Origin of the sequence: Erwinia sp. ErVv1, from assembly GCF_900068895.1 — a bacterium.
GTDB lineage: Bacteria > Pseudomonadota > Gammaproteobacteria > Enterobacterales > Enterobacteriaceae > Erwinia.
The window spans coordinates 54,813-77,301 of record NZ_CDPK01000020.1; the positions used below are offsets into that span (position 1 = coordinate 54,813).

A 22,489-nucleotide genomic window follows, 5' to 3' on the forward strand; every position below is an offset into this window, starting at 1 on the left:
CACCTTAGAGGGTTACTCTTTCACGGAGGATGTTTCAGGTTGCCCGGATGCAATAAAGCCATTGGCCTCATACCAGGAGGCACAGTCGCTTACCATTCGGCGCAGGGAAGTGGGCTGATAGCCCAGTTCGCGCTCTGCTTTGGCGCTGCTGAAGTAATAAACCCCGCCGAATACGCGCAGACGATAGGCATCGACTACCGGTTCGCCGCGCACCAGCCAGGGGAGTTTTTCCTGCAACAGCGTTTTCAGCCAGAAACGCGAATAATGGGTTTGCGGGACATCCACCTTACGCAGCAGGACCGATTCGATTTTGGCGATCAGCTCGGTATAGTGCGCGTTGGTCCCGGCAATGATGTAGTTCTCGCCGCTGCGACCGCGCGTCAGCGCGCTGACGTGCGCCTGGCCGACATCGGCGGCGGCGCAGAAGCTGGCGCCGCCCGGCGGCATAAAGGGGAGCTGGTTGTGGTAAACCGCCAGCACCATGCGCCCCCACTGCATGGAATAATCAAATGCGCCCAGCACTTCGGCGGGATTGAGGATCACCGCAGACAGCCCGCGGTCGCAGGCGCGGCGCACCAGCGTCTCGGCGCGGAGTTTGCTGATGGCATAGGGATTGCGCGCGCGAAAACCGCGCAGCGGCGTCTCTTCGGTCGCCAGGGCGTACGGGTCGTTACGGGCACCAATGGTCGACGTGGTGCTGGTATAGACCAGGCGTGCGATACCGCTCTCCAGCGCCGCGTCGGTGACCGCATGGGTGCCTGCAATATTCGCCGCTTCCAGCAGCGGCCAGTCACGACGGTTACTGCTGGTATTCCCTGCCGTATGGATCACGGCGTCATGCCTCTCCATCGCCGTACGCAGCGCCACCCGGTCGTGCAGCTCTCCCTGCAACAGGTCGACGCCGAGAGGCTTAAGGAAGGTCAGATTGGAGGTGGGACGCACCCAGGCCGTCACCTGATGACCCGCCGCCAGCAGCGCGGTCACCACGTTGAGTCCGACGAACCCGTTCGCACCCGTAAGCAATACTTTCATTGGGCCTGCTCCTGCGGATTAAGTTGTTCAAGCGTGTTCCAGAAGGCTTTTCGCCCTTCGTGTTTGCTGCGCATCGTCAGCGCTGCCGGGTTGCGGTCAGGGTGGCTGGCGAGTCCTTCAAGCAGGATCTCAAGCTGCTCCAGCAGCGGCTCCAGCGGTGCGGCAGGCAGATTGTCCGCCCGATAACCCAGGCGTAAATGCAGGCCATGTGCCTCAACCTGGACCCACAGCGCCAGATGCAGCGTGGGGTGAGCGGCGAAAAGATCATCAACCAGGCGAGCCTCACTGGCGCTGACAGTAGCCGTGGCGGGGACGGTGTCTGTGGCGGGGTCGGTCAGGATTAGCGCGCTTTCAAACGGGGCGATGCCGCGCGTCCACGGCGCAATCTGTCCTGGCGCGGTGCCAGCATGATCGAGGCGCTGTGCAAGCTGTTCCTCTATGGCCGCGAGCCAGGGGGCGATCTTCTGTCGCCCGACGGCCTGGATCCTCACCGGCAGGGGGGTTAGCGGCGATTCGCGATCCGATCCGGCGGATCGCAGCCAGCCGAACTCCGGGGCGGTGGCTTTCGTATGGCGGTTGATCAGCAGCGCCCAGCCTGCGGCGATCAGCGTTTCCAGGCTTATTTCCAGACGCTGCGTGCAGGCCTGCAGCGCCGCTACGGTATCGCTACCCGGCTGCCGCTCCACCAGACAATGTCCGGCTAACGTGCGGAAAGCGTCCTCCTGGCTTTCCCCGGTGATAAGGCCCAGGGCGGTCAGCAGCGAGCCTGACTCCGTGCAGCTTGCTGTTTCGCTCGTCCAGAACGCTTTCAGCTGCTTTTTGCTCAGCGCCACGGCTTTGCGGTCGCTTAGCCGGGAAGCAAACCACGCCTGAGGAAACGCGGGGCCCTCAATCGCCCCGGACACCGGAACCGGCACCGCAGCAGAGGCCGTTTCATCGGCTGCGGCCCGGCGCGGCGCGTCAACACGCAGGGCGGCATAGAGGTCGCACAGCTCGCTTGCGAAGGGATAGCCAGGAAAGGCCACGCGCTGACGCGGGGCATCGCGGTGTAACAGCATCCAGTCAACGTCACAGTCGCGGCACCAGAGCGCCGCCACTCGCGCAAGCTGCTGCGTTTGCACCAGTTCGCGGACAAAGCTTTTTCCTGCCTCACCGGCGATCAGCTGCGAGACTTCGCTCCGCTCGCGCACGTTGCCGCTGTAAATGTCAGGGTTTGCCTGGCCGGCGTCAGGGTCGGCAATAAAGGATCCCAGCTTCGCCAGCAGGTCACTGCTGCTGGTTGCCACCACCGCCAGCCGGTTTTCAAAGGCGACTCGTCCGGTCTGGCTGGTCCAGGCGAGATCGGCCAGATTCAGCCTGCTGCCCTGCATCTGCACAAAGTCCCGCAGGGCGCTGGCATAAGCGGTCAGGCGTTCAGCCCGGCGCGCGGAGAGCACCACAATCTGCGGGGTGACATCCCTGTCGCTGCCCGCAACAGGCTGCGGCGCGTCGGCCTCTGGCGACTCCACAACGACAAATGCGGTGGAACCGCCCATGCCGAAGGAGTTGATCCCCGCCAGGCGGGAACCTCGCGCATTGCGGCTCCAGTCGCACGCCTCACGCGGGAAGGTAAAGGGCGATGCCTGATGATCGAAAGACGCGTTGATGTGGGTCAGGTTTGCGCAGGGCGATATCCGCCCATGCTGCATACTTAACAGCACCTTGATCAGCGAACAGATGCCGGATGCGGCCTCCATATGCCCGAGGTTCGCTTTCGTTCCCAGCGAGCAGAACTGCGAGGCATCCGTCTGCCGACGCAGCGCATTAGCCAGCGCCTTCAGCTCAATGGGGTCACCCAGCTCGGTCGCGGCACCGTGGCTTTCGATATAGGTCAGCTCACGGATATCAATTTGCGCTTCGTTCAGCGCCCGGCTGGCCGTCTCTTCCATCACTGCCAGGCTGGGCATATATTGCCCGGCACCGGTACCCGCGTGGCCGATGCACGAACCGCGCAGCACGCCGTAGATATGGTCGCCATCCTCCCGCGCACGGCTGAGCCTTTTTAGCACCACCATGCCGGATCCTTCGCTGGGGATCAGCCCATCGGCCCGATCGTCAAAGGTGCGTTCGCTGCCGTGCGGCGACAGCACTTTCATATTTTGCAGCAGCATATATTTGCTGGGGTGCAGGCTGAGGTTGATGCCGCCCGCCAGCGCCATATCACACTCGCCGCCGAGAATGGCCCGCCGCGCAAGGTGCACGCTGGTCAGCGATGAGGCACAGGTGGCCGCGATGCTAAGACTCGGCCCGCGCAGATTCATCAAAAAGGAGATGCGGTTAGCCAGCTCGCTGACCACGGAACCCGCACCGGGATAGACGCCCGTTTCCGCATACAGGCCGGACATAATCCAGGTGAAGTCCTCGTTCATCGCGCCGACGTAAACGCCGACCTGCTGCGCCCTGAGCGACGATGGCGTATAGCCCGCATCCTCCAGCGCGTGCCACGCCGAGCGCAGCAGCACGCGTACCTGGGGATCAAGGCGGCTGGCCTCCTCAAGCGTCATGCGGAACATATCGGGATCGAAACGATCCGCATTGTCGAGGAAGCCGCCGCGATTGACGTAGCGCGGGTTCCCGTTATCATCCGCCCGGACCGTCCAGCGCGCCTGTGGAATGGCGCTGAGGCACTCTTTGCCCGCCTGGATATTGTCCCAGAACGCAGCCAGGCTGTCGGCTCCGGGGAATTCTCCGGCAAGGCCGACAATCGCCACCGCCTCGCTGTCGCTCTGCACGCTGGCGGGTAAGGAGGATGTCGGCATAAAGCGCGAACGCAGGATGTGGTCGGATTCGCTACGCTTACCGGCATTCTGTGCGATTTTCGCTACCGTATCGCGGCGTTGTCCGGCAATAGCTGACGTATTTGCTGCGCGGCTGCGATGTTGTCCCGCGATTTGTGCCGTATTCACTGCGGTATCGCGGCGTTGTCCGACAATCTGTGCGGTGTCCGCTGCGGTGGCGCTTTGAGCCGCGGCCAGGGCGGCCTGTGGCTGTGCCGCCGCTGCTTGCGGTGGCAGGCCTGCGCCATAGCGCTGGTGCAGGTGTGCGGCGAGCTTCGAGGTGGTATCAAACTCAAAGGGTGCCGTTTTCGAGAGCCCTTCATACTCTTTTTCCAGCAGCGCGCGCAGCTCCATCAGCATGACGGAATCCATACCCAACTGCTCAAAGGTGGCATCCACGGCGATCTCGCTGGCGGGCATTTTGGTGATCGCCGAGATATGCGCCCTGAGCGCGTTTTCAGCCTGAGTCAGGGCACGATGTTGTGCTGCCGAAGCTGCGTCGGTCGAAGCCGCCGCGCTATGCGATGCGGGCGCGAAGTCCTTATAAGCCACCGCGCTATGCGCCGCCGCCGCCGAACCGCCATGAGACACCGTGCTATGCGCCGCCGCCGCCGCACCGCCATGAGCCACCGCGCGATCTCCCTGCGGTTTCGCCGTATCGGCCCGACGTGGATCGGCCTGGATACGCAGGGCGCGGGCGATTTTGACGCGGTCGCCGACCATCACCAGCAGCTCAGGGCGCTGTTCAAGCAGGGCGCGCCTGAGGGCATCAATACCGGCATCTGCCTCCAGCGCCGCCATGCCGGAAAACTCAAACAGCGAGACATCATCGGCGGTGATATCCATCTGCCCGCTGGCCCACAGCGGCCAGTTGACGGAAAGGCTCTGGCCTGAACGCAGGCCCTGACTGACCATTGCGGTACGCCAGACGGCATGACTGTCCATAAACCGGTTGCCTGCGGCATAGGCACCCGAGCCGAGATCGCCCAGCACCGCCGAGACAGAGGAGAAGTTGACGAACAGGGCGAGTGGCTCCTGCGCCGTGGCGCGATCGAGCGCGACCAGGCCATCGACTTTAGGGCCAATCAGCGCGGCAAACTCCGCATCGTCCAGCTCGGTGACAGGCGTGGCGCTGGCGACGCCCGCGCAGTGAAGCACGCCATTCAGCGAGCCAAATGTCGCTTTCGCCTGTGCTACCAGCGCGTCGGCACCGCCCGGCTGGGCGATATCCGCGGCGACGTAGCACACTTCCGCACCCTGCTCGCGCATCATCGCCAGCTGCTGCTGGACGGATTCACCCGGCTGGGCAGCGCGCCCGCTTAACACCAGGCGCGCCTGATAGTGTGACGCCAGATAGCGGGCCATCAGCAGGCCCAGCTTGCCTGCGCCGCCGGTGATCAGATAGCAGCCCTGACGGACAAATGGCAGGCGCGCATCGTCGTTTGCGACCGGAGGCGTTATTTCGCTGAGCTGGCGCTGGTAGCGTTTGCCGCCCCAGTACGCCAGCTCCAGCCCGGCTTCGGATGCGGGACGCTGCACGAACTCCCGCCAGACGCATCCGGCCAGCGCGGCGCTGTCCCCGGTATCGCTGCGCAGCGTAAACAGCTCAAAGCGGTGGTTGATGGTCAGCAGCGAGCGTGCATAGCCGCTCAGCGCATCATTCTGCGGTTCGGCCCGGTTCGGCTGTGCGACATACAGGCTGGCGCAGCGCAGGGCCTGGCCCGGCTTCACCCGCTCCAGCGCAACAAACAGCGAGCGCAGCGTCTGCAGGCCGCTATGCAGTCGTGCGGTACAACCGTCGTCCAGCAACGGGTCAAAGTGCGTATCCGCGCCGGATGCCTCAACGATATGGCTGGGCCAGAGCTGCTGTGCGTCGAGCTGCGCGCACAGCGTCTGCATGCTGGCGATCGACAGCGGATCGGCGCTGAACCGGTGCGCGTCATGCTGAACAAACTCACTGCCTGGCGTCACGGCAATGACCCTGGCGCTGTCGCCATAAAGCCCGCGCAGGGCCTCAGCCAGCGAGGGATCCTGACTGATGACCAGCACCTGGGGCACGGCGGCGTTACCGCTTCGCGAACAGGCCAGGTCACCGCCTGCCGACCGGGCGGCGGGCAGGGGCGATTCAACCCAGCTATAGCCATAGAACTGCACCGCCTGCTGCGCCGGAACGGCGTTCGCGCTGTTGCCATCGCTGCTAATATTGCTGTCACTGCTGTCACTGCTGTCACTGCCGGTCAGCATCCGCGCCGCAAAGTCCGTCAGTCGGGCCAGCACGCGGCCTTCGGTATCCATCAGAGTAATATCGAACTTGCGCACGCTGCTGTTAAGGTCGTCGTCCTGGGTGCGCGACTGCGCCGGGGTGACCCAGGCATAACACTCACGGCCCAGCGGATGGCGCAGCGCCAGTTCGCCGAGGAAAAACGGCACCATCGGCAGGGTGTAGCCAGACGGCTCCAGCCCGACCGCCAGGCAGGTGCGCAGCGCACCGTCCAGCAGGGAAGGGTGCAGGTAAAACGCATCGGCCGTGGCGGCAGCGGTCTCCGGCAGGCAGAGGTGGCTTAGCGCCGAGTCGGCGAAGCGATAGCGCTCACGCGTCACCCGGTAGCTCGGGCCATAAGCAAAGCCCATTTGCGCAAATTCAGCGTAGAACGCGGCCTGGTCATCCTCGCGTTTCCCGGCGGCGCGCAGCGCGGCAAGGTCGATCCATTCGTCCGCGGCGTCAGACGCGTCGGGGTAATACACCACCTCTGCCTCTATGGCCAACTGGTGGGTGGCGAGGTTTAGCACCTCCACGCGGACGCTCTCACCGCCCTGATGCGCCAGCCCGACGTCAATATCCACGGGCGTACCCTCTACTTCGACGGGCGTCATCCACATCAGATTGCGGATGGCGCCGACCTTCCAGCCGTCATCAATCGCCCGTTCGCCCGCCGCCCGCACCATTTCAAGCCAGGCCGAGCCAGGCAGTATCATCCGCGGCTCGCCGGTATCAATCACATGGTCGCGAAGATAGCTTTCCCGCCCGGTAAACTGCTTGCTAAATCCCTGACGTGAGAGCGTCGAGATATTTTCGTCAAGCAGCGGATGCAGCGCGCTGGCGCGGCCCTGACCGGGCTGAGCGGAAGGCAGTTCCAGCCAGTGCCTGCGCGTTATCAGCGGCAGCGGCGGGAAGGAGACGCGCCGCACCGCGCCCGGCGCGGAGGCGCTGTCAAACAGTGGCCTGGCGTAGCGATCCCAGCTGAGGTCCAGCGTGGTGGTCCACAGGCGGGCAAGCCGGGTCAGCTGCCGCGCCTGAACCAGGCTATCTACCAGTTCATCAAGCTGCGCCGCCGCCAGGATAGTATCCAGCCGGTCGTTGCTGCCGACCAGTCGCCCACGGTAGAGCTGCGTGGCCGCGCCTTTATCGCGGTACTGCTCAAGCTGCGTAAGGAGTTCTCCCGCGCTTCCCGTCACCACCGCCAGACGTTCGGTCATGGCATCCCGCCCAATCAGCGAGGAGTAAGCCAGCGACGCGAAGTCAGGCGCGGCGTCAGGGTCGCGTGCGATGCGGCTCAGAAAAGCGATCATCCGCTCCACATAGCGCGCCAGACGCGCGTCGCTGTCCGCCGAGAGGACAAACAGCCGGGGTTCAGCAGCTGCACTGGCGGATGAGGCAGGGCGCGGCCCCTCTTCAATCAGGACGTGCGCGTTTGACCCCCCTGCACCGAACGCGCTCAGGCCCGCTCGTCGCGGCAGATCGGGCGTCGACTCCCACTTCTCAAGCGCGCGTACCACGCGGAACGGCGAGGCGGTAAAGTTGATTTTCTCGTTGAGCCTGTCGGCATGCAGCGACGGCACCAGCCTGCGATGTCGCATTTGCAGCAGGATTTTGGTCAGTCCGGCGATACCCGCAGCGGACTCCAGGTGGCCGATATTACTTTTCACCGATCCGATGCGGCACTGGCCCGGCTGAGGCTGCTGCGCGCCTCCCGTTTCAGCCGAAATGCGCGAGAAGGCCTTCGTCAGACCGGCGATTTCAATGGGATCGCCCAGCGAAGTGCCGGTGCCGTGCGCTTCGATATAGCTCAGCGAGCCAGGCTGCCAGCCCGCGCGCTGGAACGCCGTGCTGACGACCTGGCTTTGCGCGGCCTGATTCGGCACCGTGAAGCCGCTGGTTTTGCCGCCGTGATTGATGGCCGTGGCCTTGATGACGCCATAAATCTGGTCACCGTCTTCCAGCGCCTGCTGTAGCGGCTTGAGCAGCACGGCGCCCATGCCCTCTCCCGGCACGTAGCCATCGCCACCTTCACCAAAGGCGCGGCAGCGGCCGTCGCTGGAGAGGAACTGGTTCTGACCCAGCTGGTAATATTTCATCGGATGGACGATGAGATTGACCCCACCCGCGATCGCCATGTTGCAGTCACCGCTGTGAATGGCCTGGCAGGCCATATGCAGGGCGGTCAGGGATGATGAACACATCGAGTCCAGCGCGACGCTGGGACCGTCAAGGTTGAAGTAGAAGGAGACGCGGTTGGCTACCGAAGAGTGCAGCGCCATCGCCCAGCCCGACTCGTGCTGTTTGGCGGTGGTCTCGATAAACTGATACTGGCCCCACATGACGCCAACGTAGACGCCGACCTGCGACCTGCTCAGCGCCTGGCGCGAATAGCTGGCATCGGAAACGCACTCCCACGCGGTTTGCAGGAAAAGCCGCTCCTGGGGATCCAGCAGCTCCGCTTCGCGCGGAGAAATATTGAAATACTGGGTATCGAACTGGTCGATATCGTCAATAAATCCGCCCCACTTGCTGTACACCGAATCCTTGCTTCCCCGCTCGGGGGAGTAGTGTCCGCTGACGTCCCAGCGCGACAGCGGGATTTCCGTGATGCTGTCCTTTCCGGCGCAGAGGTTGGCCCAGAACTCCTCAAGGTTGCGGGCACCCGGATAGCGGCCACTTAGCCCGATAACGGCGATATCCTGCCGGGCCTCCGTTTCCTGCGGGCTTAACCCGGCGTGTCGCTTCAGCGTGTCGGCACGGGATGAATTCAGCAGCTCCGCCAGGCTCAGCCGCAAATGCGGCGCAGACGCGGGCGCGCTATGCGCCGAACGCGTATTTGTTGCCGATAAGGCCGTGGCGGAGCGCGGCGTATTTGCACTGGCTTTCGCCGGGTCATCGGCGTCAATCTCTGCCGCCCAGCTATCCAGGGTCGTGTGGAAATAGAGATGGTTTGCGCTGACGCCAGCGAAATGCCTCTCCAGCTCGGCCTGAAGCCGGATCTGGCTAATGGTATCCACCGGCCACAGGTACAGCGGGGTTTGGCAGGTACAGCCTGCCGCCGCAGAGTCCAGCGCCGCCGTCATGGCCGCGAGCAGGGTATCGCGCGTTCCAGGCAGGTCATCGCTGATGACAGACAGAAGATCGCGCGTTCCAGGCAGGTCATCAGGCGACCCCGCCGCCCCTGATAATGGGTTCAGCGCCGGTTTATCCGCAGCATCCATTGCTATCAGTGGCGACAGCGGTTTACTTGCTGCCTCTGCTGCCTCTGCTGCCTCTGCTGCCTCTGCTGCCTCTGCTGCCACCAGCGACAGCACGGGTGCCGCTACCGCTACCCTGGCGGCCGCTGGCTGCAGGGCGGCGGCCTGGTCGCCGCAGGTCTCAATCAGGAAGTCGGCCAGCGAGGCGAGGTCTTCGTATTCGTAGAACAGCGTTTGCGGCACCTCTCCGAACGCCGCCGTAAGCGTTTCGTTCAGTGCCAGAATCATGATTGAATCCAGACCGTAATCGGCGAGCAGCGTCGTGGCACTCACTTCTCCCGCATCAAGCCTGGTTACCTCGATAACCCTGGCGATCAGCAGGTTAAGGACGCTCTCGCGGGGCGAGTCCGCCGCAGGCAGAACGGTAGCTTTCGCCTGCGGTGCCGCCGCCACGGCGTGAAGCGGCGCAGCCGCCGTCGCGCCAGGCGGTCGGTTTGTACTGTGTGATATGTCCGTGCTGTGCGCGATGCCTGTGCTGACCGCCCGGTTGGCACTGTGCGATATACCTGCGCTGACTGCCCGGTTGGCACTGTGTGACGCACCCGCGCTGGCCTGAAGCCCCAGGTGGGGGGCGAGCTGGGTCTGTAGCCGTTCGATCCTGACAACCACGCCGCCTGCGCTATCGAGCAAATCGATATCGTAGTGGGTGGCGGTAGCGCCTGCCGCCTGGGCGGTATGACGGCGCGCCCAGCTATAGCAGACGGCGTTAACCGGGCCGAACACCTGCAAGCGCGCCAGCGCAACCGGGACCTCAATGACGTTTTTCGCCGCAGTGAGGCCACCGATGCCTAATACCGTGCGGAATGCCCCATCCAGCAGCGACGGCGGCAGAATAAACGGCTGTAGCAGGGGAACCCTGTTCAGCCCGCCGGGGAATTTCAGCTCCGCCAGCGCCTCGTCGGCACTGAACCAGAGGCGTTCGAGGATCTGAAACGCCGGGCCAAAGGTGAAGCCACGCTGGGTAAACGCAGCGTTCAGCTCAGTGCGTTGCAGCATCTGGCCGCCGTCAAAAAAGCGATTCAGATCAACCGCCGGGGGCGGCGATGCGGTGCCGGGACTCAGCCGTCCGCGCGCGCAGGTGTGCCGGTGTTCCGCCTCGGTGCGGTAGAGGTCAAACTCAAGCCCGCCGCGCGATGGCAGCAGGGCAATGCCGATCTCAAGCGAGCCGCTGACCGCAACGGGTCGTAGCCATTGCACATCCTCCATCTGCGACAGGGCAGGCAAATCGCCCGTCGCGGGCAGCGGGTTCCCTTTCAGGGCGAGTTCGCTGGCGGTTAGCGCCATTTCAATGCAGGCGGCACCTGGCAGGATGCGATTCTCGCCCAGCCGGTGGTCATTTAGCAGGAATTCATCCGCCCGCAGCGTTTTGTGAAAAGCCTGTTCGGCAAGGGTAGAAATATTGCTATCAATCAGCGGATGCAGCGCGGCGGTGCGCGGTGTTGCAGGGGCGGCCGGCGCCCAGCAATCCTGACGCTGGAAGGCGTAGCCGGGCAGCGAGACGCGTCGACGTAAATGACCGGCGTGCAGTGCGTACCAGTCGACGGCGTGGCCATTCGCCCAGGCCTCACCCAGCGCGCCAAGGCGGCCCTGGCGGATCCACTCGGCCAGCGGCGGCGTGTTCGTCGCCTGACGGGCGTTATCACGATGGCCCGTCATCAGCCCGGAGAGATGCTGCTGCGTAAAGGCGCGCAGCGCTTTGACGGCATCCTCGGCTTTCTCCGCCACCAGCGCCAGCCGGTGTTCGTGTGCAACGCGCCCAACCTGGAGCGTCCAGGCCGCGTCCTGTAGCGACAGGTCAGGATGCTGCTCAATAAAGGTGGCCAGCCGTTCGGCCATCGTCAGCAGCGCCGCTTCGCGACGGGCAGAGAGCACGATAAGCGCGGGCTGGCCCGTCTCATCCGCTGCGCGCAGGGGTTCAGCGTACTCCTCCACAATCATATGCGCGTTGCTGCCGCCGGCACCGAAGGCGCTAATCCCGGCGATGCGCGGCAGCTCGCGGGGAACGGCGGTGCCTCCCTCTGAGAGGCCGTTCACCACCGGGCGCTGCCACGGGGCCAGCGTTTGCTGAACGTGGAAGGGACCGCTCTGAAAGTCGATAAAAGGGTTGATAACCTGTGACTGAATGGAGGGCACCAGCGTCTGATGCTTGAGTTGCAGCAGCACTTTGGTCAGGGATGCCATCCCGGCAGCCGCCTCCAGATGCCCGATATTGGCCTTGACCGAGCCAATGGCGCAGCGGCCGGCAGGTTCGCCCGCCACGGTGAAAGCCTTGTTCAGCCCGCTGATTTCAATAGGATCGCCGAGTTTCGTTCCCGTTCCGTGTGCTTCAACGTAGCTGATATGGCGCGGGTCAACGCCCGCCGACGCCAGCGCATCCGTCACCAGATCGGCCTGGCGTTTCGCATTCGGCACGGTGAAGCCGGACGCTTTCCCGCCGTGATTGACCGCGCTGCCGCGGATCACGCCGTAAATAGCGTCACCATCCGCCTGCGCCTGCGCGAGGGGTTTAAGCACCACCGCGCCGACGCCTTCACCCGGGACATAACCGCTGCCACCTTCGCCAAAGCTGCGGCAGCGCCCATCCGTCGAGAGGAAGTGCATATTAGAGAGCAAATGGTACTTGTAAGGATGCAGGGACAGGTTGACGCCGCCCGCGATGGCAACCGATATCTCGCCGCTGCGAAGGGCATTGCAGGCCAGATGGATGGCGGTAATGGAGGAGGAGCAGGCGGTATCGATCGCCAGGCTCGGGCCGGAAAAATTGAAGAAGTGCGAAACCCGATTGGCCACCGACCAGTAAGAGGAGTGCGATGTGGTCCACTCCGCCTCGGGGCTGGTGACCGCGTGAAGCTGATAGTCGCCCCACATAATGCCGACGTACACGCCGACGCGGTTTTCCTGCCCGCGCAGCGGGGAGGCCAGCCGGTCAGCGGTATAGCCTGAATCCTCAATGGCCTGCGCGGCGGTTTCCAGAAAGAGCCACTCGTTGGGATCCATAATCTCCGTTTCTTTCGGGGAGATATTGAAATAGCGTGGGTCAAAACGCCCGACGTCGGAGAGGAAGCCGCCCCAGCGGCTGTAGCTTTTACCGGGCGTTGCCGCCCCTGGCTGGAACCAGCGCGCCTCTTCCCAGCGTTCAGCAGGGACCTCAGTCACAGAATCACGTCCCTGGCTCAGGTTCTGCCAGAACTGCTCAAGATTTTCTGCTGCGGGATAGCGTCCGGCAAGGCCGGTAATGGCAATGTCCCCCTCATAGCCGTGCTGCGTTTTTAACGCCGCCTCCGCTGCCCCGGCGGAGGCCGCGCTGTCCTGTCGTGCAGGGCGCAGGGATACCGCGGATCCCTTCTGGACAGGACGTATGGATGCGGCCGTGTCCTGTGGGGCCAGGCGTAAGGCGGCAGCGGTCGGGGCGGCAGGGGGAGCCGTCTCAGGCAGCAGCGCGCTGCAGGCCTGCTGATAATTGTCGACCAGAAAGCGGCTCAGTTCTTCCATCGTGGGATGCTCGAAGAACAGCGTCATTGGCAGCGATTTGCCAAATACCTTTTGCAGCTCGCTGACCAGCTCTATCGCCACCACTGAATCGAAGCCGTAGTCACGGAAGAAGCCGTGGCGCTCGAAATGCGGCGGGATGCGCAGCCGACGGGCAAACAGGTCGGAAAGATAGCCAACCACCGTATCCTGCACCGCAAGCGGCTCGTCGTGGCCCTGGGGTTCACTGACCGGCGCGGGGTCGACCACGTTCAGCGCTTCCGCGATGCGCGCGGCATCCCCTGGCATTACCACCACCTGCGAGGCGCGGCTGTTGAGGGCATATTCGAAAATGGCGGTGCCTTCATCGGTCAGCAGCGGCACAATCCCGAAATGGCGGTTCAGAATGGCCTCTTCCTTGTCGGTGAGGCGCATACCGCCCTCTTTCCAGTAAGGCCAGTTGATCGACAGCGTTTTGCCGGGGCGTTCACCCCGCTGCTGGAGCCGGTTACGGTGGCTGGCGAAATAATCCTCAAACGCGTTGCCAAAGGCATAATCGCACTGGCCGATATTGCCCAGCACGCCGGTGACGGAGGAGAACAGGGCAAAAAAGTCGAGCGGACAGTCCTGCGTTTCGGCATCCAGCAGCCAGCTTCCCATCAGCTTCGGCGTGATAACCCGTTTAAAGGCCTCCGGACTCTTGCGCAGAATGAAGTTGTCTTCAATCACGCCCGCCGAGTGGATAATGCCGTTAAGCGCGCGGCCCGACTGGCGAACGCTGTCGATCAGGCGCTGTACGTCATCGCGCTCGCTGATATCACAGGCGACATAGTGGGCGGTTCCCCCCTGTTCGGTCAGCGCGATCAGCTGCTGCTGCTGTTTTTCACCGGGCTGCGAGCGGCCGCTCAAATAGACGGTGGCATCAAAGCGCGAACAGAGGAAGCGGGCGAAGATCAGGCCCAGCCCGCCCAGCCCACCGGTGATCAGGTAGGTTCCCTGCTGGCGCAGCCTGACCGGCTCACAGAGCGACGGATTCATGCTGGACTGGGCGGCGCTGGCGGTGTGTGGCCACGTCTGGTGCGCAACAGGCAACTGCGCCTGAGCGGCAAAGCGGCGCACCAGGCGCACGCCCTGCACGTAGCGTACATCGGCCTCTTTTGAAGGGTCGCTAAATTCGTTGCTGATAAGCGCCGCCAGTCGTGCGGCGTCGTTTTCGCCCTCACAGCACAGTACGCGGCCCGCGTAGGCCGGTTTTTCAATGCGCAGGGTGCGATAAAAACCGCTGAGGGCTTCGACATCGGGCATGCGCGGGGTAACAAGATGAAGATGAATAAAGCGTACGCTCTTCACCTTGCGCATCAGCGCCCGGGTTAGCGCAAACAGGCTCTCCGGCCCGGCGCACAGGCGCGCAGCAAAGTCCTCTTCGGCAAGCGAGGGGGCGGCCCACAGGATACGATCCAGCGTGGCGCCCTGCGCCAGCAGCCCATCAACCGCCGCGATAAAATCTTCACTGTTACCCGGCCGCACAGAGACAACGCCCTGTTGAGTCCCGGTGTTGGCCGCGGATGCAAACTGAATTTGCTGGATCTGCGGAGGGGTTTCCCCCTGCGCCAGCAGGCTGGCGAGCCGTTCAGTATCCTGCGCTGCACCGATAATCAGCACCTGGCGGAGCGGCGCTTCTGCCTCTGTCGCCGCCTGTGGGATCCACCAGGGCTGGTAAAGGCTCGCCGCTTCATGAGGGGTCAGAGAGGGGGCGGCGGCGCGATGTGCGTTTTCCTGCGCGGCACGCTCCCCGGACAGGCGAAGCGTAACGCCATAGAAACGCAGCGCGATCTGCTCCGGGTTCGCCGCATCGGCCAGGCTGATATCTACCCTGGCCACGCCTTCGCTAAGCGTATTTTCTCCCGCAAGCGTGACGGTAGCCGTCATCGTCGCGCTACAGGAGCCCAGCACCTCCAGCCTCTCCAGCGCAAAGGGAACGATCGGGCCGTTCAGCTTCTCGTCCGGCTGCACGGCGTCCAGCATTCCGGCGACCCAAATCACCGCGGCCTGTAGCGCACCATCCGCCAGGCTGGGGTGAATAACCCAGTTGGCAGGGGCGGCCGTCCCCCGGGCATCAGGCAGCGCCAGGCTGGCGACGCAGGTACGCGGGCCGGCAGCAAGCTGACGCAGAGCGGTTAACCCCTCGCCGTAGTGCATTTGCAGTGCATCGAGCTGTTGGTAGCAGGCTTCCGCATCCAGCAGGCGCACGCCGCTATCACTCTCCGCACGCGGGGATGCGTCAGGCGCAGCTCCCTCCACACGCGGAGATAAGTCAGACGAAATCCTCTCCGCACGCGGAGATGAATCTGGCGCGATCCCTTCTGCCGCTACCGTTCCCTGGCAGTAGAGGGTGTCGTCGCTGCCGAGGATCTGAAAGCCCCAGTGCGCCGCTTCCTGCGGGTCCAGCTGAACGTGCAGGTCCTGCGACGCGTTTTGATACGTCAGCGGTCGTAGCCAGGCCACCTGTGAAAAACTCAGCCGGTGGTCATTTTTCAGCGTGGCCGCATCGGTGAGGGCGGCGCGAACCAGTTCCAGGTACATCACGCCCGGCAGGACAGCCTGTCCGGCGATCTGGTGATCGGCAAAAAAGAACTCGTCCCCCTCAAGCTGCCCCTGATAGCGGGAGCGCCCGCCGTCAGCCCTGCGTCTGAGCCGGGCGGGCAGGGCGGCGCGCGGTGACGCGGCGCGGCAGGCTGTCGGGATCCAAAAATGGCTGCGGGTAAAGGGATAGCCGGGCAGCCCGATTGGGCGGAAACGCGCCTGCTTAAACAGCTGGCCCCAGGTACCCTCCGCCCCGCGCTGATAGCAGTCGCACAGCCGTTGCAGGAGTGCTGCAAACGCGGCCGACTCCCCCGCTACGCCGACGATTTCATCGAGCAGCGCGGCCGCTTCGACGCTGGCTTGCTCTGCCTCCTGCCTCGCGTGCTCGGGCACCTTAAGCGGGCCGGGGGCGATAGCGCTTTCCAGCGCGGCGATCAGGCCCGGCACATCGCGGGTTACGCAGCTAAAACGGCAGGCGAAGCTGTCGCGACGCGTCAGCAGCGTGGTACTGATATCGGCCAGCGGCACAGCGGGATTTTCACTGAGCCAGTGCGCAAGATCCCGCTGGCTTTGCAGCAGCGCCTCCGGCGTTTTTGCCGACAGCGCGATCGGGTAGTCGCGATACGCCGCAGGCTCATCTGCCGCGAGCCCGCGATCGGCATCGGCAGGCGGCTCTTCCAGCACCAGATGGGCATTGGTGCCGCCAAACCCGAACGAACTGACGCCCGCGCGCAGCGGCGTGTTCGGCTCGATTCGCGCCCAGTCACTTACCCGATCCACGAAGAAGAACGGGGTGGCGGTGGCGTCAATGCGGGGGTTCAGCGCCGAAAAGCTGCGCAGCGGGGGCAGCCTGCGGTTTTTGAAGGCCTGCAACACCTTGATGATCCCCGCCACGCCTGCGGCAGCCTCGAGGTGGCCGATATTAGATTTTGCCGACGTCAGGCCACAGAACGCCTTTTCCAGCGAGACCTTCTGCTGTTCCGCCAGGGTACCAAATGCCCTGACCAGCCCCTCGAACTCAATGGGGTCGCCCTTCGGGGTGCCCGTGCCGTGTGCTTCAATCAGGCCAACAGTATTGATGGGAATGCCCGCGCGCAGATGGGCGTCTACTATCACGTCAGCCTGCGCAGAGGCGCTGGGGTAGGTGAGGGTGTAGGTCGAGCCGCAATGGTTTATCGCGCTGCCTTTGATCACGCCGTGGATATTGTCGCCGTCGATCAGCGCCTTATCTAAAGGCTTAAGCAGCAGCACGCCAGCGCCTTCCCCCCGCACGTAGCCATCGGCTTCGGCATCGAAGGAGTGGCAGGCACCGGTTGGCGACAACATGCCCATTTTTTCAAAAGAGGTGTGCCGGGTCGGCGTGAGGATAAGGTTTATCCCCCCGCTGATGGCGATATCGCAGTCACCGTGCTGAATGGCCTGGATCGCGCTGTGAATTGCGCTCAGCGAGCTGGAGCAGGCCGAGTCGATCGGCATGCTTGGCCCGCGAAAATCAAAAAAGTGTGAGATGCGGTTAGCAATAATCGAGGTAGCCGTGCCGGTGGCATGGTGCGCCTCAACAGGGCTGCCAGCGTTTTCCTGTAGCTCTTTGTAATCGTTGTTGAAAACGCCGATAACCACGCCAACCTTGCTCCCCCTCAGCGTGGAGGGAGGGATCCCGGCATCCTCCAGACAGGACCAGGTGAGTTCCAGCATAATCCTCTGTTGAGGGTCCATGGTTTCAGCAACTTTTGGAATAACGCCAAAGAATTGGTTGTCGAAACAATCAATTCTGTCCAGAAAAGCACCCCACTGCGACCGAGCGCAATCAGAATAATCATCTGAATTTTTCCTTAAATCTGAACTATTCCATCGCAGTCCTGATGTTTCAGTAACAGAATTACGATGGTTTATGACATTATTCCAAAATTCGCTATAATTTTTTGCATCAGGAAATTGACAAGAAACTCCAATGATTGCTATGTCCATTTACTTCTCATTGATTAGGTTGACAGGTGGTTTAAAAACGCACGGCATTTATATAACTAACTGATTAAAAGGACATAATTCATAGTGACAACATTTTTTGTTAGCCAGTAAGGTAATCGCAGATTATATTAATAACATTAATTATATTATTTTAATGTATGTATTTTGTTTGCTAAATGTTTCATTGAACGCGCTAGGTCGCACGACCTGCTGGTTTTAGGTCGCAGAAGTAAGTGCTGCGGAAGGGCCCGAAGGGATGTGGGATTCTGAAAACACCCGCTGTTTCCAGAACGGCCCTGATGAGTTCAGTAAGTTTGAAGGAAAAAGGCGTGGGTAAGCATTTCTCTGGCCTTTGCTGGTCTCAGAATCGATAAATTAGTGTTTCTAATAAATGGGCGGCCCGATCGGGAGGGGGGGCGATAGCCGCGCTTAAAAAGTCCCCTCAACAGGCGGTTTGTCGCAGAGGTTTTGGGGCAGGGTCACAGTAAAAGAACCGATCGTAATTGCCGTTTAATGATGATGAATTTGTTGAAGACGTGAAAGCATATGCAGAAGTTCAGAATCACTAACTGGCGCAGCGACAACAACGCTCTTATCAACCGTGGTCAGATTGCAGAGTCTCTGGCCATGGTGCGTGCGCTGAACAAAATGAAGAAGGCAGGAATGCCAGAGAGTGTGCGTATTTCCTGAGAGCAGTAACCGGCTATGGGGATGCTTATCCAAAATCTGATTTATTCAACAAAACCCCGTTCAGGATACGTTCAGCGCGGCTAACAGCTTGCGCTGCGAAATTACCAGGTGATAATGCGGCCCTTTAAATTCGCGCCCTTCAACCGGATCACCATTAACGTGCCAGATTTCACCCTTCTGCGGCACCCTCCTTGAAACCATCAGATAAGCTCCCTGCCCTGCGGCGCATCACTCAGCCGTCAGCTGTTTCTTCGTTGTAGCTCTGGATTTCCTGCTGGTCGATACCGGCCAGCAGCCCCGTCCTGCCCCCCGTCGTCAGCCAGGACAAAGCGGCATATTCTGAATAAATGTCCAGTGCAGCGATTTCGAACACCGGCCTCTCTTATGTCATAGTTTCCAGTACTGTTAAATTATCCATGATCGTTTTTTTATAGAAATCTCATCTACCACTCTATTAATATTGAAACATATTTTTTTTAAGGAGGATATTTATATGCCTGTAAGTGGAATTGGTAGTGGCTCTCAAAATTACGGGGTCGCCAGCACACCTGCAAACGTCCGCAATCAGACCAATTCATCGTCGGAGTTGGTACGCAACATCAATAACGTTAAGCAGTCAATACACGGATTGGGCAGGGGGCATCGGCGCCATAATGCAGTAGATTTGCGCGTAGTATCAGCGATTGTGTCATCAGGTTCTGGTAATCCAGTATCCCGTTCTAACACCGCCCTGGTAGATAAACTTGGAAGCGGAACTCAAATTAACTTGTAAAATTAATTGTTAACCTGGTGGGGCATAAGGATTACAAGATGCAGATAGTCAATTATTTTCATGCAAAATTTTAAACAGCAGCAATGCTGCATTCAGTCTGGCAGAAAAAAATAAGAATTACATTTAATTTGCAGAAAAAACCATCTCAGTTAAAAATGAAAAGATGCATTGTGAACTGATCAATCCAAACTCTTCTCAAAAAAAAGAAGTATTGATTGAGAGTAAAATATTAAAGTATGAGAATTTATTGGAAAATATTTCAAAAATGAAGCCGAAGGCTTATAAAAATTCAGATGCCTGAAATTATAGTAATCATCTTCCAGACTGGCAGTAAAAACTCCTTAAGGAAAACGGTTATGAGTATTTTCTTTCGTACAACAATCAGCTAGAAGATAAAACTATTACCGCTGCCACAGAAAGGCTTATTTGAATAAATCGAACTATTTCTGAGTTGAAGGATAAGAGCACGCATTACCCTGCAACACAGGTCGTCCCGTGGCAAAGCAGAAGTTCAGAATCACTAACTGGCGCAGCGACAACAACGCTCTTATCAACCGTGGTCAGATTACAGAGTATCTGGCCATGGTGCGTGCGCTGAACAAAATGACGAAGGAAGGAATGCCAGAAAGTGTGCGTATTTCCTGAGAGCAGTAACCGGCTATGGGGATGCTTATCCAAAAAATCTGATTTATTCAGCAAAGCCAGGCGGATCCATAACCTGCTCCGGACGATCGGACATAAAACGGCGAATTTGCAGCATAGATTGTATAACGTTCCGCATCTAAAATAGCCGCATCGGGTTGTGAAAGTCATCTAATACTCACAGAAGGACGGATGAAAATGCGAATTTTTCTTACAGGCGCGACCGGTTTTATCGGCACGGCAGTTGCCGCCGTTCGGATGGTTATTCAGCACCAGGCTTACGATGCCGGCAATCCGGTACTTTTGCCCCTCAGCTGTTCAAATAGCCGTTAATTGGCGTTATTAATCAGGGCATAGGTTTATGCCGTACCGTCATGATGACCGTATATATCGCCATAGCGGCGGCATACCACCGCCATAATACCGCGCAGTACCGGGTTACTGGCCCGAAACCTTAGGTTACCTCAACCCGCCATATTCACGGGTTATCTCCTTCGCCGCGCCGATAACCAGCGCGCCCAGCTCGGTTACACGATCGTCCGTAACGCGGGACACCGGGCCGGAAATGGAGATGGCGGCAAAGGGTTCGCGGTGTTCGTCGTAGATGCAGGCCGCGACGCAGCGCAGCCCCAGGGCGTGTTCTTCATCATCGAAGGAAAAACCGACCTTGCGCACCAGCGCCAGGTTCTCCTTCAGACTGTGCGGCGACATCAGGGTGCGCGGCGTGTAGTAATGCAGCCCCTGCCGGTGCAGCAGCTCGCTGACCTGCGCCTCGGAGAGGTTGGCCAGAAAGGCTTTGCCCGCGCCGGAAGCATGCATCGGCAGCTTGCCGCCAATGGGGGCAGACATGCGCATCAGCTGGGTACACTGCACCTGGTCGATAATCACTGCCTGGCGATCGCTAATGTCCAGCACGGCCAGATTGACCGTCTCTCCCGAATCCTCCATCAGCTTGCGCAGCATCGGGTGGACCAGCGCCAGCAGGTTACGACTCTGCAAAAAGCTGCTGCCCACCACAAAGGCGTGTGCGCCGATGGTCCACAGGCCGAGGTCGCCCACCTGACGGACAAATCCCTGCTGCTGCATTGTGGTCAGCAGGCGATGGGTGGTCGAGTTGGGTAATCCCGCCTGCTGCGCCAGCTCGGTCAGCGCCACGCTGCCGTGGGCATCGGCAATAAACTCCAGCAGCTTCAGGCCGCGGGTCAGCGACTGGACCTGGCCGGCGGGCTGGGCGGGCTGCGCCTGCGCGGCGCGGGGTTTCTTGCCGCGTTTGATAAGTGCTGGCGTGGTCATAGCGGATCCCTTCGTTTTCACATTATGGAAACCATTTTCGTTTTATCAGGCGATTTTGCAAGCGGCGCGATCTGGTCGGATCAGTATGCAGCAGAGGCGGAAATACTTCTGGGCAGGCTCTGCGCGATCCCCGGCCATGCGGTATAACTCAGTCCGGTTAGTGATTTTGGTTGGTTTGGCGATTGATCAGATCGCACAATTCGGGCTGAGTTCCCTTCAGGTGATCTACTCTTCTGCGCAGCTATTCAGGCGGTAAAAGCTCTCCGTCTTCCGAGTGACTTCACCAACGCTCCCGAAAAGTCCGCTCTAACTCAACTATGTATATTAGAATCTTTATCGATTCGGTTGATTATATAGACTACGTTAGTGAACGTTCAAATTTTGCGTAGATATTAACGAAATCTTTCACATCAGATAACTCGTGTCGTTCATTGAGTATATATTCTCCCGTATTTATGTTCATAACTTCAAGCATGCAGCTATTATCATCCCAAAACACCAGTCGAGCCAGATTACTATCATTATCAATATCGATGACTACACTTTTGGTAAACTCATTTACATTTAAAGTGATCTGGTGGGCGGAGTTTTTTTTTAACCAGTCAATAACTTCTGTCAGCATGATTTTATACCTTTTTCAGTTTTGTGCGCTTTAACCGTTATATTTTCAGCTATTGGCATTTCGGGTATAGGTTGGCCTTTACGCTTAGCTAAGCGCCCCTCTAATGAATCAGGCCCGACAATTTTTGCCCAGCCTTCATTGGTTTTTATTAATGACTCTTCGGGGACATCAAATTCGGTATACATAGTTCCTGATTTTGCCTGTTTACCAAAAGCCTCTACATCTGCTGGTGATGCAACATGGGTAGTGCCCGTTGTACTTTGAACTACTTTGCCCGTGCTAATCATCTGATTATATTCTGATGGGCTCATCCAGCGACCAACGGTGGTATTAGCCAGCCCCCACGGATCCACCCACCCCAGCGGGTTCGGTGCATACTGGTAAAGATTCCAGCCACCCGACAGCCCCACCGGATCCTGTACCGTAAAGCGTCCAATCTGCGGATCGTAATACCGGAACAGATTATAGTGCAGGCCGGTCTCGCTGTCAGCGTACTGCCCGGCATAGCGCAGCGGCTGATGGTGCAGGGCAGTTTGCTGCACGAATTTGTGAAAACCTTCCGTCTGCCGGGTAACCTCGCCAANTACTGCCCGGCATAGCGCAGCGGCTGATGGTGCAGGGCAGTTTGCTGCACGAATTTGTGAAAACCTTCCGTCTGCCGGGTAACCTCGCCAAAACTGCCGTAATGCCCGCTCCACCGGAGCTGGCCCTGCTCATCAGTGATATCCAGCGGTGCACCGTTAAGGTCGGTACTGAACCAGTAAATCTCACCCCGGCTGTCGTCCCGCAGGTGGTCGATACGCGCCAGCGGGCTGTATGCTTCATTCGGGTCGTAAATACAGGTCTGGCACTGCCCATTCTGCTGCTGCTCCTGTAACAGTCGGAAGCCCTGCCACAGGAAGCGGGTCTCAGTAGTGTCACGCTGTGTGGTGACGGTTTTACGGGTGCGACGGCCCAGGGCATCATAATGGTAGCGTGCCGTAAAGCGGCCCTGCGGGCCGGTGCCTTCTGCGTGTATCAGCCGGTTTTCCGCATCATATTCGTAATGCTGTTCATACAGGCCGCTACGGCGGCTGACCAGGTTTC

8 protein-coding genes and 2 pseudogenes are annotated in these 22,489 nt (G+C 60.2%); 2 read left to right on the forward strand and 8 right to left on the reverse strand.

What is annotated here, in order from left to right:
* Positions 1-12: 12 nt before the first annotated feature.
* Entirely contained in the window at positions 13-1,032 is a 1,020-nt protein-coding gene (locus A1830_RS19915) for an NAD-dependent epimerase/dehydratase family protein (protein WP_067710187.1), read from the reverse strand.
* Entirely contained in the window at positions 1,029-17,384 is a 16,356-nt protein-coding gene (locus A1830_RS19920; RefSeq protein WP_067710189.1) for an SDR family NAD(P)-dependent oxidoreductase, read from the reverse strand. The genes A1830_RS19915 and A1830_RS19920 overlap by 4 nt, the downstream gene beginning before the upstream one ends.
* 603 nt (positions 17,385-17,987) lie before the next feature.
* On the opposite strand from A1830_RS19920, the pseudogene A1830_RS23545 reads away from it, so the two are divergent.
* Positions 17,988-18,074: pseudogene (locus A1830_RS23545) on the forward strand (hypothetical protein); the annotation flags it as partial.
* A gap of 60 nt (positions 18,075-18,134) precedes the next feature.
* Here A1830_RS23545 and A1830_RS19925 read toward each other — a convergent pair.
* Together A1830_RS19925 and A1830_RS22815 are read right to left on the reverse strand one after the other, a co-directional pair.
* Positions 18,135-18,275 (reverse strand): hypothetical protein, encoded by a 141-nt coding sequence (locus tag A1830_RS19925; protein ID WP_369815729.1) that lies wholly within the window; start codon positions 18,273-18,275, stop codon positions 18,135-18,137.
* 31 nt (positions 18,276-18,306) lie between these two features.
* Complete coding sequence (locus A1830_RS22815; RefSeq protein ID WP_156485048.1) at positions 18,307-18,447, reverse strand: hypothetical protein; 141 nt, start codon at positions 18,445-18,447, stop codon at positions 18,307-18,309.
* 894 nt (positions 18,448-19,341) lie between these two features.
* Here A1830_RS22815 and A1830_RS24120 point away from each other — a divergent pair.
* Complete coding sequence (locus A1830_RS24120) at positions 19,342-19,491, forward strand: hypothetical protein (protein WP_156485049.1); 150 nt, start codon at positions 19,342-19,344, stop codon at positions 19,489-19,491.
* A 456-nt stretch (positions 19,492-19,947) separates the two neighbouring features.
* Here A1830_RS24120 and iclR read toward each other — a convergent pair whose 3' ends face one another.
* From iclR to A1830_RS22385, 4 genes and pseudogenes are all read right to left on the reverse strand, one after another.
* Positions 19,948-20,781 (reverse strand): glyoxylate bypass operon transcriptional repressor IclR, encoded by an 834-nt coding sequence (gene iclR / locus A1830_RS19930; RefSeq protein ID WP_067710191.1) that lies wholly within the window; start codon positions 20,779-20,781, stop codon positions 19,948-19,950.
* Positions 20,782-21,139: 358 nt separating this feature from the next.
* Complete coding sequence (locus tag A1830_RS19935) at positions 21,140-21,403, reverse strand: immunity protein TriTu family protein (protein WP_067710193.1); 264 nt, start codon at positions 21,401-21,403, stop codon at positions 21,140-21,142.
* Positions 21,397-21,690, reverse strand: coding sequence for a TreTu family toxin (locus A1830_RS23055; RefSeq protein WP_197473378.1), 294 nt, complete (start codon positions 21,688-21,690; stop codon positions 21,397-21,399). The genes A1830_RS19935 and A1830_RS23055 overlap by 7 nt, the downstream gene beginning before the upstream one ends.
* A 45-nt stretch (positions 21,691-21,735) precedes the next feature.
* Positions 21,736-22,489 (reverse strand): annotated as a pseudogene (locus A1830_RS22385) (RHS repeat-associated core domain-containing protein); the annotation flags it as partial.